The sequence below is a fragment of the Priestia sp. 53B2 genome, from assembly GCF_056099005.1.
This window is the reverse complement of record NZ_JBLZXA010000009.1, coordinates 90,439-103,654: the sequence shown is the minus strand read 5'-3', so window position 1 is coordinate 103,654 and position 13,216 is coordinate 90,439. Positions and strand designations below refer to the sequence as shown.

Genomic DNA, 13,216 nt, shown 5'->3' with positions numbered 1-13,216 from the left:
CTGTGGAGAAGCTGACAGCTAGAGAGAGGAGAGATGAGGCAGATGTCATACGCTATAGTTGATACTTTAAAGCGTCCTTTACGAGACTTGCGTTTGTCAGTAACAGATCGCTGTAACTTTCGCTGTCGATATTGTATGCCTGAAGAAATTTTTGGAGCAGACTATCCATTTTTACCTGCCGAAAACATTCTTTCGTTTGATGAATTAGAGAGACTCACTAGATTATTCGCATCGCTAGGAGTAAAAAAAGTGCGTATAACGGGAGGAGAGCCGCTGTTAAGAAAAGGCTTGCCAGATCTAATCAATCGTCTGAAGCAAATTGAGGGTATAGATGATATTGCCATAACAACAAACGGTTCACTGTTAAAGAAGCATGCAGAAGCCTTATCAAAAGCGGGATTATCAAGAGTGACCGTTAGCTTAGACTCGCTTGATGAAGTGAGGTTTCAAGAGCTGAATGGAAACCGAGGAAGCGTAAAACGAGTATTAGAAGGAATAGAAGCAGCAGCTCTTGTGGGGATTTCAGTCAAAATAAACATGGTTGTCCAAAAAGGCAAGAATGAGCAGGATATTCTTCCGATGGCCCAATATTTTAAAGACAAAAAACATACGCTGCGTTTTATTGAATATATGGATGTTGGAAATTCAAACGGATGGAAAATGGATGAGGTTATAACAAAGAAACAAATTCTTGATATAGTTGGACAAGAAATGCCTCTTGAAGAAATTCCACCTCATTATACGGGAGAAGTAGCCACCAGGTATCGGTACGTCGGGACAGAAGAGGAAATTGGTATCATTTCATCTGTCACAGATTCATTCTGTTCCACTTGTTCACGCGCAAGAGTATCGGCTGAAGGAAAGCTCTATACCTGTTTGTTCGCGTCAAAAGGATATGACCTCCGCACACTGATACGGTCAGAAGCATCTGATCATACTGTTTGTGACACCATTTCTGATATCTGGAATCATCGGAAAGATCGTTACTCAGACGAACGAGCTAACGGAGGACAGGTCCAAGGCGCTGAAAAAGTGGAAATGTCTCATATTGGTGGATAATTCAAAAAAGCTTTATACATGCCAATCACTGCGATGATTCACATTTATAAAAGTGGGATCTTCTGCTGAAAAAGGCACGCGAAGGACGTTTGTCTGATTCAACAATTGCGTAAGCCTTCTTTCACCTTGTGTAACGAGTTGTTCAATAAGAGGAAGCGTTCTACGGTGATAGAGTGCTAGAAGCGGGTGAATGTGATCAGGCTGAACAGGAAGAACAATGTCAGGTGAGTCCGTTTGAGTCAGTGTGATCATGTGATGAACAAACTCAGCATTAATAAAAGGAATATCGCAAGAAAGAATAAAGAACCATTCAGCGCAGCAATCGATAACAGTTAAAGCGTGATGAATTGCATACAAAGGACCTTGATACGGGCATTTTTCAACTGCAAATGCAACATCCTTTCTTTGGAAATAAGGGAGTAAATCTTGGTTGGTAGACACAAGTATAGGTGTGACGTGATTTTCTTTTAATGCATCTATACTATATTCGTAAAATGATTTCTTGTTATAGGTTTCAAACATTTTTGGTTGACCGTAGCGAGAAGATTTTCCTCCTGCTAATACAATGCCGGCAATGGACATTTATTAAATACCTCCATCAAAATATATTTGTATATTTATGCAAAAAAAAGCCTCCGTAAAGCAGCGTAGCTTTATGTGTATAATAGCATGTTTTTAAAGAAATATCTTTGACGAAGGAATAGATAGTGAAGTCAGAGATTGAATGAGAAAGGGAGAGAAAAGAGTGACAGAACGTTATTCACGTCAGCAGCTTTTCCAGCCCGTTGGAAACAAAGGGCAGCAGCAAATTAGAAGTAAGCATGTTTTAGTTGTAGGTGCAGGGGCTCTAGGCAGCGCTAGCGCAGAAGCCCTCGTGCGTGCTGGAATTGGAAAATTGACTCTTGTAGATCGTGATTATGTAGAATGGAGTAATCTACAGCGGCAGCAGCTTTATACAGAACAAGATGCGCAAAACAAACTACCTAAAGCTGTAGCAGCAAAAAATCGTTTGCGTCAAATAAACACGGAAGTGAAGATTGAAGCGCTGGTGATGGATGCTCAGCCTGCTAATTTAGAAAGTATCGTCCAAACAGCCGATGTGATCATCGATGCGACAGACAACTTCGACATCCGTTTTATTTTAAATGATTTGTCACATAAGTATGAAGTTCCTTGGATATACGGCTCATGTGTAGGGAGTTATGGCACCACTTATACCGTTATCCCAAATGTAACCCCTTGTCTGCACTGCATATTGAAAAAAGTGCCTGTCGGAGGAGCAACCTGTGAGACAGCAGGAATTATTAGCCCCGCTGTTCAAATCGTGGCAGCCTATCAAATAACCGAAGCATTAAAAATTTTAGTCGAAGATGTTGAAGCTTTGCGCCACACATTTCTAACCTTTGACGTCTGGAATAATCAGCACGCTGAATTTAAGACGGGCAAAATGAAAAGTGATAAATGTTCTTCTTGCGGATCGGCCCAAACATATCCGTACTTAGCGTATGAAAATCAGCTTAAAACAGAAGTTCTGTGCGGCAGAGAGACGGTTCAAATCAGACCCTCGCAGCGCCATCTGTACAACTTCGATGAATTGGAAAAACGGTTAAAAAAACAGGGGGAAGTGGACCGCAATCCATATCTTCTGTCATGTCAGCTTCCAGAGCATCGCTTTGTAATTTTTCAAGATGGCCGTGTATTTATTCATGGAACGAATGATATTCAATTTGCGAGAAGCTTATATTATCGTTTACTAGGATGAGTAAAGGAGTGAAAAGAATGAGAGAAAAGCGAACTCCTATCCCTGTCGGAGAATGCGTTGGACGAGTGATGCAGTATGCAAAAAACAGAAAGCAAGAAATCATTGCGCTTGAAGAAGCTCACGGCAGATTTTTAGCTGAAGATTTAATAGCAGATCATGATATTCCTGCTTTTGATCGTTCTCCATATGATGGTTTTGCCGTTCGGTCGCAAGATACGAAAGAAGCATCATCACTTCATCCAGTAGAACTGGCTGTTCGAGGAGAAATAGGAGCGGGTTCTGTTTTTGAATCTACAGTCAACGCGATGCAGGCTGTGCGTATTATGACAGGAGCTCCTATTCCCAAAGGCTGCGATGCGGTTGCGATGCTTGAAGTAACAAAAGAATATACGAAAGACAATCAGCCGATCGTTCAAATCAAGCGTTCGTTTAACAGCGGAGATAACATTTCTTTTCAAGGAGAAGAAACAATAAAAGGCACTGTGTTAGCTTCAAAAGGAACGTATATCACTCCGGGAGTAGCTGCTCTTTTAGCCACATTTGGCTATAGTAACGTAGCTGTCTTCAAAAAACCTGTAGTTGGATTACTTGCAACTGGAAGTGAACTAGTAGAAGTGAGTGATCCTGTTGAACGGGGCAAAATTCGTAATAGCAATGCTCATATGCTTCGTGCCCAAATTGAAAAAGCTGGAGGCGAAGTGAACTATTTTGGTATTATGCCTGATGATTTAAGTCAGTGCTACAATGCGGTAAAATTTGCACTATCAGAAGTGGACATGCTGATTACAACGGGCGGCGTTTCAGTAGGAGACTATGATTATCTACCAGATGTGTATAAGCAATTACAAGCTGAAGTTCTTTTTAATAAAATAGCGATGAGACCAGGCAGTGTAACAACAGTTGCTCGTATGGAAGAAAAGCTTTTATTTGGCCTCTCGGGAAACCCTACAGCGTGCTATGTCGGTTTTGAACTTCTGGCTCGTCCGGTAATCAGTACATATGCGGGTAAAAGAACCCCTCATCTTCGGAAAGAGAAAGCTTTGTTAGGAAAGGACTTCTTAAAGCCAAATCCTTTTATGCGATTTGTATCTGGCAGGCTTTCATACAGGGAAGGACAGCTGATTGCTTCTCCATTAAGCTTTACAAAATCTAGTGCTGTTTCTTCTTTAGCTCATGCGGATACGTTAATTATATTTCCTGGAGGGACGAGAGGATACAAAGAAGGAATGCTGGTTGACGTCTTATTACTAGATGACGTGCGGGGAAGTGAATGGCCTTGGTAGCTTGTTGTACCGTTTTACAAGTAGTTGGATTTCAAAACAGCGGAAAAACTACTTTAGTGGAAAAGCTAATTAAAAGAGCGAAACAATTCAATCTATGTGTAGGTTCTATTAAGCACCATGGACACGGCGGACCTCCAGATAGCATCAGTGAGCTAAAAGACAGTCATCGCCACCAGCAAGCAGGTGCCGATGTGACAGGTGTAGAGGGAGGTGGAATCCTTCAGCTTACGGCAGGTAGTAAAGACTGGAGCCTAAAAAAGCTGATTGATTTTTATCAATTTTTCTCGCCAGATGTCATTTTTGTTGAAGGATATAAAAAAGAATCCTATCCAAAAGCAGTCTTGATTCGAAGTGAAGAAGATCTTGTTCCGCTTTCCTCTCTAACCAATATTATATGCGTGATTAGTCACGTTCCGCTTAAAAAAGAAGTGCAGGGAGCATATCCAATATTTCACTTACAAGAAGACGAGCTTTATCTTAATTTTTTATTGAAAGAAGTGGGGGAAAGAAGATGAACCAGCACTTATTTGAAGTAGTAAATCAGCCAATTGCCGTAGATGAAATAATTAAAAAAGTTTCTAGAAGAGACGCGGGAGCTATTACGACATTTATTGGAACGGTAAGGGAATTTACAAAAGGCAAGAAGACGCTCTCTCTTGAATATCAAGCCTATGTGCCAATGGCAGTGAAAATGCTTAGCCAAATTGGTGACGAAATTCAGGAAAAATGGCCCGATGCTTTGACAGCTATTACTCATCGAATTGGGAAGCTTGATATAACAGAAGTCGCAGTAGTTATTGCCGTTTCTTCTCCGCATCGCAAAACAGCTTATGAAGCAAACGAGTATGCTATTGAACGTATCAAGCAGATTGTGCCAATTTGGAAAAAGGAATTTTGGGAAGACGGAACAAAATGGATTGGAGATCAGTTAGAAACGAAAGAATATCCTGAAGGAAAGCCATTGAAGGAGATGTAAAAATGATTAACGTCTTATTTTTCGCTGCTATACGTGAAGAGGCTGGAGTGGAACAAGTAACAGTTGATAAGCAAGATATAACAGTGAAGGAATTAAAGGAGTATTTGCAAAAAACGTATAAGCTGTCCTCTCTGAAGCAAACGATGACAGCAGTCAACGAAGAGTTTGTAACAGATGAAGAAACCATTGGAACGGGAGATACCGTCGCATTTATTCCGCCCGTTAGTGGAGGATAAAAAAAGGTGCTGAATATACAGCACCTTTTTTATTATCTAAATTGAGCTACTTTTTCGATTGGTAAACGTACAGACGGGTAACCGCTATTTGCTGCTTTGCCGATTGAAAGTAACATAACCGGTGCATAGCGCTCTTTGTCTAAACCGAATGCTTCGGCAATTTGATCTTTTTCATAACCGCCAATAGCGTTTGTATCATAACCGTGAGCACGTGCAGCAAGCATTAACTGCATGGATACTAAACCGCCGTCAATTAATACTGTTTCTTTATTTACTTCTTTAGAAGCAGCTGCGTAGTGCGCTTTGATTTTAGGAATTTGCATGTCTCTAATTTCTTGTGGCATATAGCCTAGTTCAACAGCTTTATCGTAAATTTCATCTAAATTTTCTTCACTTTTTAAATCGCCGAATATCGCAATAACAGCTGCTGATGTTTCTACTTGTGATTGATTAAATTTAGCAAGCGGAGCTAATGTTGCTTTTCCTTCAGGGCTATCAATTACTAGAAAGCGCCAAGGCTGTGCATTAACAGAAGAGGGAGCTAGCGTCGCTTCTGTTAAAATTTCTTTCATTTCTTCACGGCTGATTTTGACAGATGGATCGTAATAACGAATAGATCTGCGCCCTGTAATAATATCTTGGAAATCATTGTTTAGTGTTTTTGTTTGTGTCATGATGAACTCTCCTTTATCTTAAAAATGTTATGACCGTTCAATGGCCGAAATGTTTACTTTTAAACGCTCGAGCATTTTGGAAAGCAGCAGCTGTTCTTCTTCGCTGAAATCTTTAAATGCTTCATCAATAAAGCGAGCTTTTTCGTTTCGAAATGTACCGATTTTTTCATGTCCGCTTTTCGTAAGCTTTACAAATGTTACGCGGTTGTCATCAGGATTTTTACGGCGTGATACAACATCTCTTTCTTCGAGCTGCTTTAAATGCCTTGTAATTGCAGCATTGTCAATGTTTACTTGCTGTTGAAGCGCCTTTTGACTCATTTCACCTGTTTCATAAAGCTGATGTAAAATATCAAGACGTGATTGGCTAACACCGGTACAATGCTCAAACTTTTGATTAATTTGTTTATTAACTTCTTGCAGAGCATACAGAACATTTGCTTTTTCAGAACATGAATGTGACAAGAAAGTCGCTCCTTTTTCTATGATATTTATTGATGAATTAATATTTGATACATCAATGTTTGATATATCAACTAATATAAAATAAATAAAAGTGAAAGTCAAGAAAGTGAACGTTCTTTTTTTACAAATAATAAAGAGAGATTGAGACATAACGAAATCAATTCAATATAAAGACGAAGAAATGGGATAAATGAGCCCGTATGGACCGCTTGTGACAAGGCAGTTGATTTCCGTGCAAGGCTCCGCTTTCCGCGGGCGGCCGGTGAGCCTCCTCGTTGCTTGCGCTCCTGCGGGGTCTCACCTTTTTCGCTGTTCCCGCAGGAGTCTTCGCCTTGCCCTCCAATCAACTGCTAGAAGGAACGAAACAGATAAAATCTACGTTCACCATAACAAAAAAAACCAACCACTAATCAAACAGTTTGATTAGTGGTTCGTTTTTCACTTCAGCTAAACTATTTTTGTCTCAGCCTCTTTAAGCTGAATGATTTTTTTTGCTAATTTGTTCATGCGTATAGGGAGATAGAAACGGAATACGCTTGATAATCAAATCGTGAATCCAGAATAATCGCTGAATAAGAGGAGCTGTTTTAGCTGAAACGTATATAATAAAGCATCCGATAGCTCCCGCAATCACCATGCCCCCAAGTACATCTGCTGGATAGTGAACGCCTACGTAAATACGTGAAAGGCCCGAAATGATAGCCCATATAAAAATGATGCTTCTCCATTTGTTTTTTCGTAACCACATGATCCAAGCAGCTGAAAAGACTAAAATCGAATGATCACTCACGAAAGATGAATTAGCCGGGTGCGGAATCAGCTTATGAACGTGATGAGTCACAAACGGACGCGGGTGGTAATACACCAGGTGAATGACTTCATTAATACATAGAGAAAGTACAATTGTAAACAACATGTATAAAGCCGTATAACGGTGATAAATTGTTCTTTCTGTTTTTCCGCTAAACCAAAGCAAAAGCAAACAAGCCATTATAAAATAAGGAACGCTATTCGTGATGATAATCATTACAGAATCCATTGCGCTGGATTTACCAGCAAACGAGTTAATCCATTGAAATACTTCGTAATTGAGGTTCATTTGTTTTCTCCTTATGCAGTACTTTTCACTCTTAGTTTAGATTGACACTCTAAAAAAACGATGAATTTCACATTAAAAATCAATTAAAATCCGAAATTTAAGGGCATTTAATGATATAAAAAGGAGAGGAAGAAACTGCTTTTAGAATAGGAGATGAAACAGTTGAAAAAGGTTTTATTTTTACCTCTTCTAAAAATGCCTTCTGGCCATCATCAAGTGGCAGAGGCGTTAATGGATATATTGGAAAGAAGAACAACAAATATTTGTTATAAAAAAATAGATTTATTAAGCTATACAAACGAACTATTAGAAAAAGTGGTCACAGGCACATATTTGAAATGGATTCGTTATGCTCCAGAAACGTACAATATGGCATACAAACATCTCTTTTATGAACCGCCTGTTCATTCATTCAAATGGTATCATCACGTATTCGCAAAAAAAATGGAGCACTTAGTTAAAGAAGAAAATCCGGATTTAATTATATGCACACATGGGTTTCCTTCTTATTTGCTCAGTCAATTAAAAGCAAAAGGCAAGTGCTATGTTCCTATTATAAATGTCTACACGGATTTCTTTATTAATAATTTATGGGGGAAAGAAGAGATTGACTTTCACTTTCTCCCTAGTGAAGAAGTAAAAAAAGGACTTCGTGCTCAAAGTGAAATTCCACTTCAAAATATGATGGTCACAGGAATACCGGTACATGAAAAAATAACAAAAACAAGAACATTTAAGCATCCTGGTAACCGAAATATTTTAATTGCTGGAGGCAGCAGCGGCTTAGGCAATATTATGGATTTCTACAATGATTTAAAAGATGCGCGCCATTTTCATTACTTTGTCTTATGCGGTAAAAATCAAAAGTTATATGAAGAAATCAAGGGATGGGAATTACAGCACGTTACACCAATTCCGTACATTTCATCACGCACAGAAATGAATGAACTGTATGAACGAGTGGATGCTATTGTAACAAAGCCAGGTGGTATCACGGTCAGTGAAGCTCTTCGCAAGAATTTACCGATTTTTGTTCATTCTGCTTTACCAGGTCAAGAAGAAGTGAATTTACGCTATTTAACAGAACGAAACTTAGTTCAAGAACTAAAGGCGGATCAATCGTTAGAAAGTCAGCTGCAGGCAGTCCTGCAGGATGCTGATAAAATGAGCACATTATATAACGCGATTGCTGCTTACCATAAAGAAATCGAAGCACAAACGCCTGAAGAACTTTTAGCAGTAGTCAATTGGATTTTAGGTGAAAAGCAAACGATGGGTCTTCATGCGTAAAACATTCATGTTTACAAACAATAAGGATAAGCTAAAAGACAAGTATGTTGAAAAAGTAGGATTTAGATAAAAAAACAAACATCTTTTGAAAAAGGTGTTGTTTTTTTATCTAAAGAAGCTATTCTTTCACTTAAGACATGTGGTGAGAGGTGTATAACATGAAAGAGAAAATTTTAATTGTGGAAGATGAAGCGCAAATTGCGAAAGTGTTAAAGATTGAATTGGAATTTGAAGATTATGAAGTAGATGTTGAGTACGACGGGAAAGCGGGGTTAGAGACGGCAATATCCGCTCAATATGACCTCATTTTGCTAGACGTGATGCTTCCAAGTCTGAGCGGTATTGAGGTGTTAAGAAGACTTCGGAAAGCGGAAGTATTTACGCCAGTTATTTTATTAACTGCCAGAAATACGACGCTAGATAAGGTAATGGGCTTAGACCAAGGGGCTAATGATTATGTTACAAAACCGTTTGAAATTGAAGAACTGTTAGCACGGGTTCGCTCTTGTATTCGCTATCGTTCGCTCGTAGAAGCATCAGGAACGAAAGAAGCTGAAGCGGAGCTCTTAACGATCAGTGATTTGACCATTAATCTTGAAACAAGGGAAGTCCTAAGAAACAATGAATCCATTACGTTGACACCGAAAGAGTATGATTTAGTCGTGTATTTGCTTACGAACAAAAATAAAATTGTCACGAGAGAAGGAATTCTCACAAACGTTTGGGGCTATGAATATGAAGGAGAAACGAACGTAATTGATGTGTATATTCGCCACTTAAGAAAAAAAGTAGATGAAGGTTTTTCTACTTGTCTCATTCATACGGTGCGGGGCGTAGGATATATGATGAAAGAGGAGAAACATGAAGATCACGACGAAGATTAATTTGCTGACAACAGCATGGCTAGTGGTTATTTTATTAATCATGAACATCGTTGTTTTTTTCTCCTTTACTAAATCTACGGTGAATATGGAACAGGACATTTTATTCGAAAAAGCACGCGAGATTATTCAAAAAGGTCAACAAGATCATTCCGTGGAGCTCTCGCCGGAGTTACTAAAATTTTATTTGACCAACCATTCATTTATCCGAACAGTCTCAGAAAATTCTACGGTCATTAACCAAGTATCAAATGATCCTCATCTGGTGAAAATTAAGCCCGAATTTTCAAAGAAAAAAAAGGTGAAACTTCGCAAAGTCAGAGAAAAGCAAGTATTGGTTATTCGCATGCCTGTCAAAGTCAATAATCAAGTCGTTGAAACGCTTGAGATTGGTGAGCTCCTGACTGGTTTTGAAACCCGTAAAGATATTTTGCTATCAATTTTGATTTTTTGTTCGCTTGTATCCATTTTACTGTCTCTTTTAGGAGGAAGATGGTTATCACGCGTCATTATGCATCCTATTAAAAATATGGTCACAACGATGAAAGAGATCGAAGAGAGCGGTGTTCCTAAAAAAGTCCTCATTCAAACGGAAACGAGAGATGAACTGCAGGGGATGACCGTTACCTTTAATCATATGATTGACCGCTTGCGAGAAAATATTGAAAAGCAAAATCAGTTTGTTTCCGATGCTTCTCATGAATTAAAAACCCCTCTAACCGTTATTCGCAGTTATTCTAATTTATTAAGAAGAAGAGGGATTAAAAATGAAGAAATTACGCTGGATGCGATCGACACCATCTATGCGGAAGCAACCAAAATGCAAAAAATGATTGAAACGCTGCTTGATCTGGCAAGCGTGGAAAAAGAACAAACACTTGATATGAAGCAAACAGATCTTGTTCTTATTTTTGAACAAATCGTTAAGCAGCTGCAGCAGGTATACAAAAGGGAATTAGTTCTTCATTATGATCAAACGCCCATTATAATTGAAGTGGATGAACTAAAAATGAAGCAAGTGTTGATTATTTTGCTTGATAATGCAATTAAATACAGTACGGATAAAATTGAAGTGACCGTTGAAAAAAAGCAGGAAGATGTCATTATCAAAGTAAAAGACTATGGAATTGGCATTCCAAAAGAAGATCTTGCACATATTTTTGAACGTTTCTATCGAGTCGATAAAGCTAGAAGCAGAGCTACGGGAGGAACGGGGCTTGGACTATCGATTGCACAAACTATTGTCCGTCAGCATAAAGGCGAGATTTTTATTAAGAGTGAAGAAGAACAAGGAACGGAAGTTGTGATTCACCTTCCCGTTTTATCTGTAAAATGAGGAGATTGGGAAAAAATTAGTTTAGTGGAAGGAAGATTCGAACGATAAATCGTTGGGATCTTTTCATTTTTCTCAGACTAAAGTATGAAGGTATTTCATTATAAAGTCGTTCGAAACGCACGAAAAAAGCGAATAAAATAAGAGTATCAACAATCAGTGGAGGTTTTAGTATGGGTTATACTCTTTTTATAAAAGCAAATGACAGATCGGCAAGTGAAGCGGTTAGCGTGAAATTATATGATGCATTTTTAGAAAGCTATCAACAATCGCACCAAGGTGAAGAAATAATAGAGCTAAATTTGTTTAAAGAAGAACTTCCTTATTTAGGTGCCGACATGATAAACGGTCAGTTTAAGTTAGCAAGAGGGCTAGAAGTGACGGCAGCGGAAAACAAAGCAGCAGAAACTGCTAATTACTACTTAGAACAATTTGTGAGAGCAGATAAAATTGTCATTGCCTTTCCGCTTTGGAATTTTACTGTGCCGGCCGTGCTTCATACGTACTTTGATTATTTAAATCAAGCAGGCAAAACGTTTAAGTATACGCCAGAAGGTCCGGTGGGATTACTAGGCGATAAAAAAGTGATGTTATTAAACGCGCGAGGCGGAGTGTATTCAGAAGGTCCAGCAGCTGAGGTCGAAATGGCCGTTAAATACGTCAGCAGCGTACTTCAATTCTTTGGAATCACGGATGTGAACTCTGTTATTATTGAGGGACATAATCAGTTTCCAGATCGTGCGCAAGAAATTATTGAAAGTGGCCTAGAACAAGCAGCACAAGCAGCCAAAACATTTTAAATAATATTCGTAAAAGAGGACGGGACAACAGTATTTTAGGTGAAGGTATATCCGAACGATTCATCGTTCGGATTTTTTGATGTTATGGTAAGCGTAGGTTTCATGCATGTAGTAGCTTCTAGGTGTTGATTGGAGCGCAAGTGACGAGGAGGCTCAGCGGCCGTCCGCAGAAAGCGAAGCCTTGCACGGAAATCAACAGCGGTGTCACAAGCGGTCCATACTAGCGCCTTTATCCCATTTGTCCTTATTTAGATTAAATTGATTTATTATGTGTCCATCTTTTCTTTATATTTTCACTGTATATCTTAAAAAATAATAGGTAAAATGAATAAATAATATAAAAGATATTCGCTTTATCTATAGGAGGAGCAGAGATGGATATTCGTCAGCTTAATTATTTTTTAGAAGTCGCTAAATTAAGGAGCTTTACTAAAGCATCTCAAAGTCTCCATATTTCACAGCCGACCTTGAGCAAAATGGTGAAAAACTTAGAAGAAGAATTGGAAGTAGAATTAATTGATCGGTCCGCAAGACAGATTGATTTAACGGATGCCGGGGAAGTGGTGTATGCGCAAGGACAAAAAGTCATGGCATCCATTGATGAGCTATCGACTTATTTATATGATGTGATGAATCTGAAGAAAGGGATGATTAAAATTGGAATTCCTCCATTGATTGGAGTGCTGTTCTTTCCAAAGATTATCAAAGGGTTTCAGCAGCTCTATCCAGATATTACGATTAAACTTATTGAATACGGAGCCAATCGTGTTCAAAAAGCAGTAGAAAAAGGAGAGTTAGATTTAGGTGTAGCGGTGCTTCCGGTAAATGAACATCTTTTTGATATTAATCCTTTTATCTCTGAAAAAATGCTTTTATATGTTCACCATTCCCATCCTTTAGCCTCTAAAACTCATGTGGAAATTAATGAATTAGCCCAAGAGAAATTTATTTTATTTAATGAAGATTTTACGCTTCACGACCGGCTTATTCAGGCATGTCAACAAGCGGGATTTGAACCTAACGTAGCTTACGAGAGCTCTCAATGGGATTTTATTGGTGAAATGATTGCGGAAAACTTAGGAGTATCTATCTTTCCACAGTCCATTGCGGCAAAAGTAGATTCCTCTATTGTAAAAGCAGTTCCTATTACTAACCCTTCAATTTCATGGGATTTAGGATTGATTTTAAAAAAAGATAAATATATTTCATATGCCTCTAAGCAATTTCTTCACTATATGAATGAACAGCATTCTGCTTTATATAGATAAAATGCATATGTTGTATTGAATATATGTATTTTACGAAAGAGAGAATGTGCGTTAAAGTAGATAGTGTAGAAAACATACAAGAAAACAAAC

Annotated in this window: 16 protein-coding genes; 11 read left to right on the top strand and 5 right to left on the bottom strand. The window is 38.5% G+C overall.

Annotated elements, in window-relative coordinates; translation table 11 throughout:
* The first annotated feature begins 42 nt into the window (after positions 1 to 42).
* Complete coding sequence (gene moaA / locus ACN6NE_RS09750) at positions 43 to 1,059, top strand: GTP 3',8-cyclase MoaA (RefSeq protein ID WP_129705331.1); 1,017 nt, start codon at positions 43 to 45, stop codon at positions 1,057 to 1,059.
* A 12-nt stretch (positions 1,060 to 1,071) separates the two neighbouring features.
* Here moaA and mobA read toward each other — a convergent pair whose 3' ends face one another.
* The gene (mobA, locus tag ACN6NE_RS09745) at positions 1,072 to 1,641 is read right to left on the bottom strand and encodes a molybdenum cofactor guanylyltransferase (protein WP_129705329.1); all 570 of its coding nucleotides are present in this window, start codon (positions 1,639 to 1,641) and stop codon (positions 1,072 to 1,074) included.
* Positions 1,642 to 1,804: 163 nt separating this feature from the next.
* Here mobA and ACN6NE_RS09740 point away from each other — a divergent pair, with 163 nt between their 5' ends.
* Genes ACN6NE_RS09740 through moaD form a run of 5 tightly spaced genes read left to right on the top strand, consistent with a single transcriptional unit; the run spans position 1,805 to position 5,316 of the window.
* The gene (locus ACN6NE_RS09740; RefSeq protein ID WP_474325270.1) at positions 1,805 to 2,821 is read left to right on the top strand and encodes a molybdopterin-synthase adenylyltransferase MoeB; all 1,017 of its coding nucleotides are present in this window, start codon (positions 1,805 to 1,807) and stop codon (positions 2,819 to 2,821) included.
* A gap of 17 nt (positions 2,822 to 2,838) precedes the next feature.
* A complete protein-coding gene (locus tag ACN6NE_RS09735; protein WP_474325269.1) occupies positions 2,839 to 4,104 on the top strand; it encodes a molybdopterin molybdotransferase MoeA in 1,266 nt (421 codons plus the stop codon).
* A complete protein-coding gene (gene mobB, locus ACN6NE_RS09730; protein ID WP_129705322.1) occupies positions 4,092 to 4,619 on the top strand; it encodes a molybdopterin-guanine dinucleotide biosynthesis protein B in 528 nt (175 codons plus the stop codon). Before ACN6NE_RS09735 ends, mobB begins: the two co-directional genes overlap by 13 nt.
* A complete protein-coding gene (locus ACN6NE_RS09725; protein WP_025752620.1) occupies positions 4,616 to 5,080 on the top strand; it encodes a molybdenum cofactor biosynthesis protein MoaE in 465 nt (154 codons plus the stop codon). Before mobB ends, ACN6NE_RS09725 begins: the two co-directional genes overlap by 4 nt.
* Positions 5,081 to 5,082: 2 nt before the next feature.
* A complete protein-coding gene (gene moaD / locus ACN6NE_RS09720; protein WP_129705320.1) occupies positions 5,083 to 5,316 on the top strand; it encodes a molybdopterin converting factor subunit 1 in 234 nt (77 codons plus the stop codon).
* Between the two features lie 32 nt (positions 5,317 to 5,348).
* Here the strand turns inward: moaD and ACN6NE_RS09715 are convergent, their stop codons facing one another.
* The 4 genes from ACN6NE_RS09715 to ACN6NE_RS09700 form a co-directional block, all read right to left on the bottom strand.
* On the bottom strand, positions 5,349 to 5,990 hold the full coding sequence (locus ACN6NE_RS09715; RefSeq protein WP_474325268.1) for a nitroreductase family protein: 642 nt from the start codon (positions 5,988 to 5,990) through the stop codon (positions 5,349 to 5,351).
* Between the two features lie 27 nt (positions 5,991 to 6,017).
* Entirely contained in the window at positions 6,018 to 6,455 is a 438-nt protein-coding gene (locus ACN6NE_RS09710) for a MarR family winged helix-turn-helix transcriptional regulator (RefSeq protein ID WP_129705316.1), read from the bottom strand.
* 98 nt (positions 6,456 to 6,553) lie between these two features.
* On the bottom strand, positions 6,554 to 6,802 hold the full coding sequence (locus ACN6NE_RS09705) for a hypothetical protein (RefSeq protein WP_129705314.1): 249 nt from the start codon (positions 6,800 to 6,802) through the stop codon (positions 6,554 to 6,556).
* Between the two features lie 125 nt (positions 6,803 to 6,927).
* Positions 6,928 to 7,554 carry an undecaprenyl-diphosphatase gene (locus tag ACN6NE_RS09700; protein WP_129705312.1) on the bottom strand — a complete coding sequence of 209 codons (627 nt, stop codon included), beginning with the start codon at positions 7,552 to 7,554 and terminating at the stop codon, positions 6,928 to 6,930.
* A 162-nt stretch (positions 7,555 to 7,716) separates the two neighbouring features.
* Between ACN6NE_RS09700 and ACN6NE_RS09695 the strand changes: the two genes are divergently transcribed.
* From ACN6NE_RS09695 to ACN6NE_RS09675, 5 genes are all read left to right on the top strand, one after another.
* Positions 7,717 to 8,844, top strand: a complete 1,128-nt coding sequence (locus ACN6NE_RS09695) for an MGDG synthase family glycosyltransferase (protein ID WP_474325267.1) — start codon at positions 7,717 to 7,719, stop codon at positions 8,842 to 8,844.
* 158 nt (positions 8,845 to 9,002) lie between these two features.
* The gene (locus ACN6NE_RS09690; protein ID WP_129705308.1) at positions 9,003 to 9,728 is read left to right on the top strand and encodes a response regulator transcription factor; all 726 of its coding nucleotides are present in this window, start codon (positions 9,003 to 9,005) and stop codon (positions 9,726 to 9,728) included.
* Positions 9,706 to 11,061: a sensor histidine kinase gene (locus ACN6NE_RS09685; RefSeq protein ID WP_129705306.1), complete on the top strand. Its 1,356-nt coding sequence runs from the start codon at positions 9,706 to 9,708 to the stop codon at positions 11,059 to 11,061. The genes ACN6NE_RS09690 and ACN6NE_RS09685 overlap by 23 nt, the downstream gene beginning before the upstream one ends.
* Before the next feature lie 170 nt (positions 11,062 to 11,231).
* Complete coding sequence (locus tag ACN6NE_RS09680; protein WP_129705304.1) at positions 11,232 to 11,858, top strand: FMN-dependent NADH-azoreductase; 627 nt, start codon at positions 11,232 to 11,234, stop codon at positions 11,856 to 11,858.
* A gap of 374 nt (positions 11,859 to 12,232) precedes the next feature.
* On the top strand, positions 12,233 to 13,126 hold the full coding sequence (locus tag ACN6NE_RS09675) for a LysR family transcriptional regulator (RefSeq protein WP_129705302.1): 894 nt from the start codon (positions 12,233 to 12,235) through the stop codon (positions 13,124 to 13,126).
* Positions 13,127 to 13,216: the final 90 nt, after the last annotated feature.

Bases quoted from the DNA above. Each gene is read 5' to 3' on its own strand.
- moaA (WP_129705331.1), top strand. From the start codon at position 43: ATGTCATACGCTATAGTTGATACTTTAAAGCGTCCTTTACGAGACTTG.
- mobA (WP_129705329.1), bottom strand. From the start codon at position 1,641: ATGTCCATTGCCGGCATTGTATTAGCAGGAGGAAAATCTTCTCGCTAC.
- ACN6NE_RS09735 (WP_474325269.1), top strand. From the start codon at position 2,839: ATGAGAGAAAAGCGAACTCCTATCCCTGTCGGAGAATGCGTTGGACGA.
- mobB (WP_129705322.1), top strand. From the start codon at position 4,092: ATGGCCTTGGTAGCTTGTTGTACCGTTTTACAAGTAGTTGGATTTCAA.
- ACN6NE_RS09725 (WP_025752620.1), top strand. From the start codon at position 4,616: ATGAACCAGCACTTATTTGAAGTAGTAAATCAGCCAATTGCCGTAGAT.
- moaD (WP_129705320.1), top strand. From the start codon at position 5,083: ATGATTAACGTCTTATTTTTCGCTGCTATACGTGAAGAGGCTGGAGTG.
- ACN6NE_RS09715 (WP_474325268.1), bottom strand. From the start codon at position 5,990: ATGACACAAACAAAAACACTAAACAATGATTTCCAAGATATTATTACA.
- ACN6NE_RS09700 (WP_129705312.1), bottom strand. From the start codon at position 7,554: ATGAACCTCAATTACGAAGTATTTCAATGGATTAACTCGTTTGCTGGT.
- ACN6NE_RS09690 (WP_129705308.1), top strand. From the start codon at position 9,003: ATGAAAGAGAAAATTTTAATTGTGGAAGATGAAGCGCAAATTGCGAAA.
- ACN6NE_RS09685 (WP_129705306.1), top strand. From the start codon at position 9,706: ATGAAGATCACGACGAAGATTAATTTGCTGACAACAGCATGGCTAGTG.
- ACN6NE_RS09680 (WP_129705304.1), top strand. From the start codon at position 11,232: ATGGGTTATACTCTTTTTATAAAAGCAAATGACAGATCGGCAAGTGAA.
- ACN6NE_RS09675 (WP_129705302.1), top strand. From the start codon at position 12,233: ATGGATATTCGTCAGCTTAATTATTTTTTAGAAGTCGCTAAATTAAGG.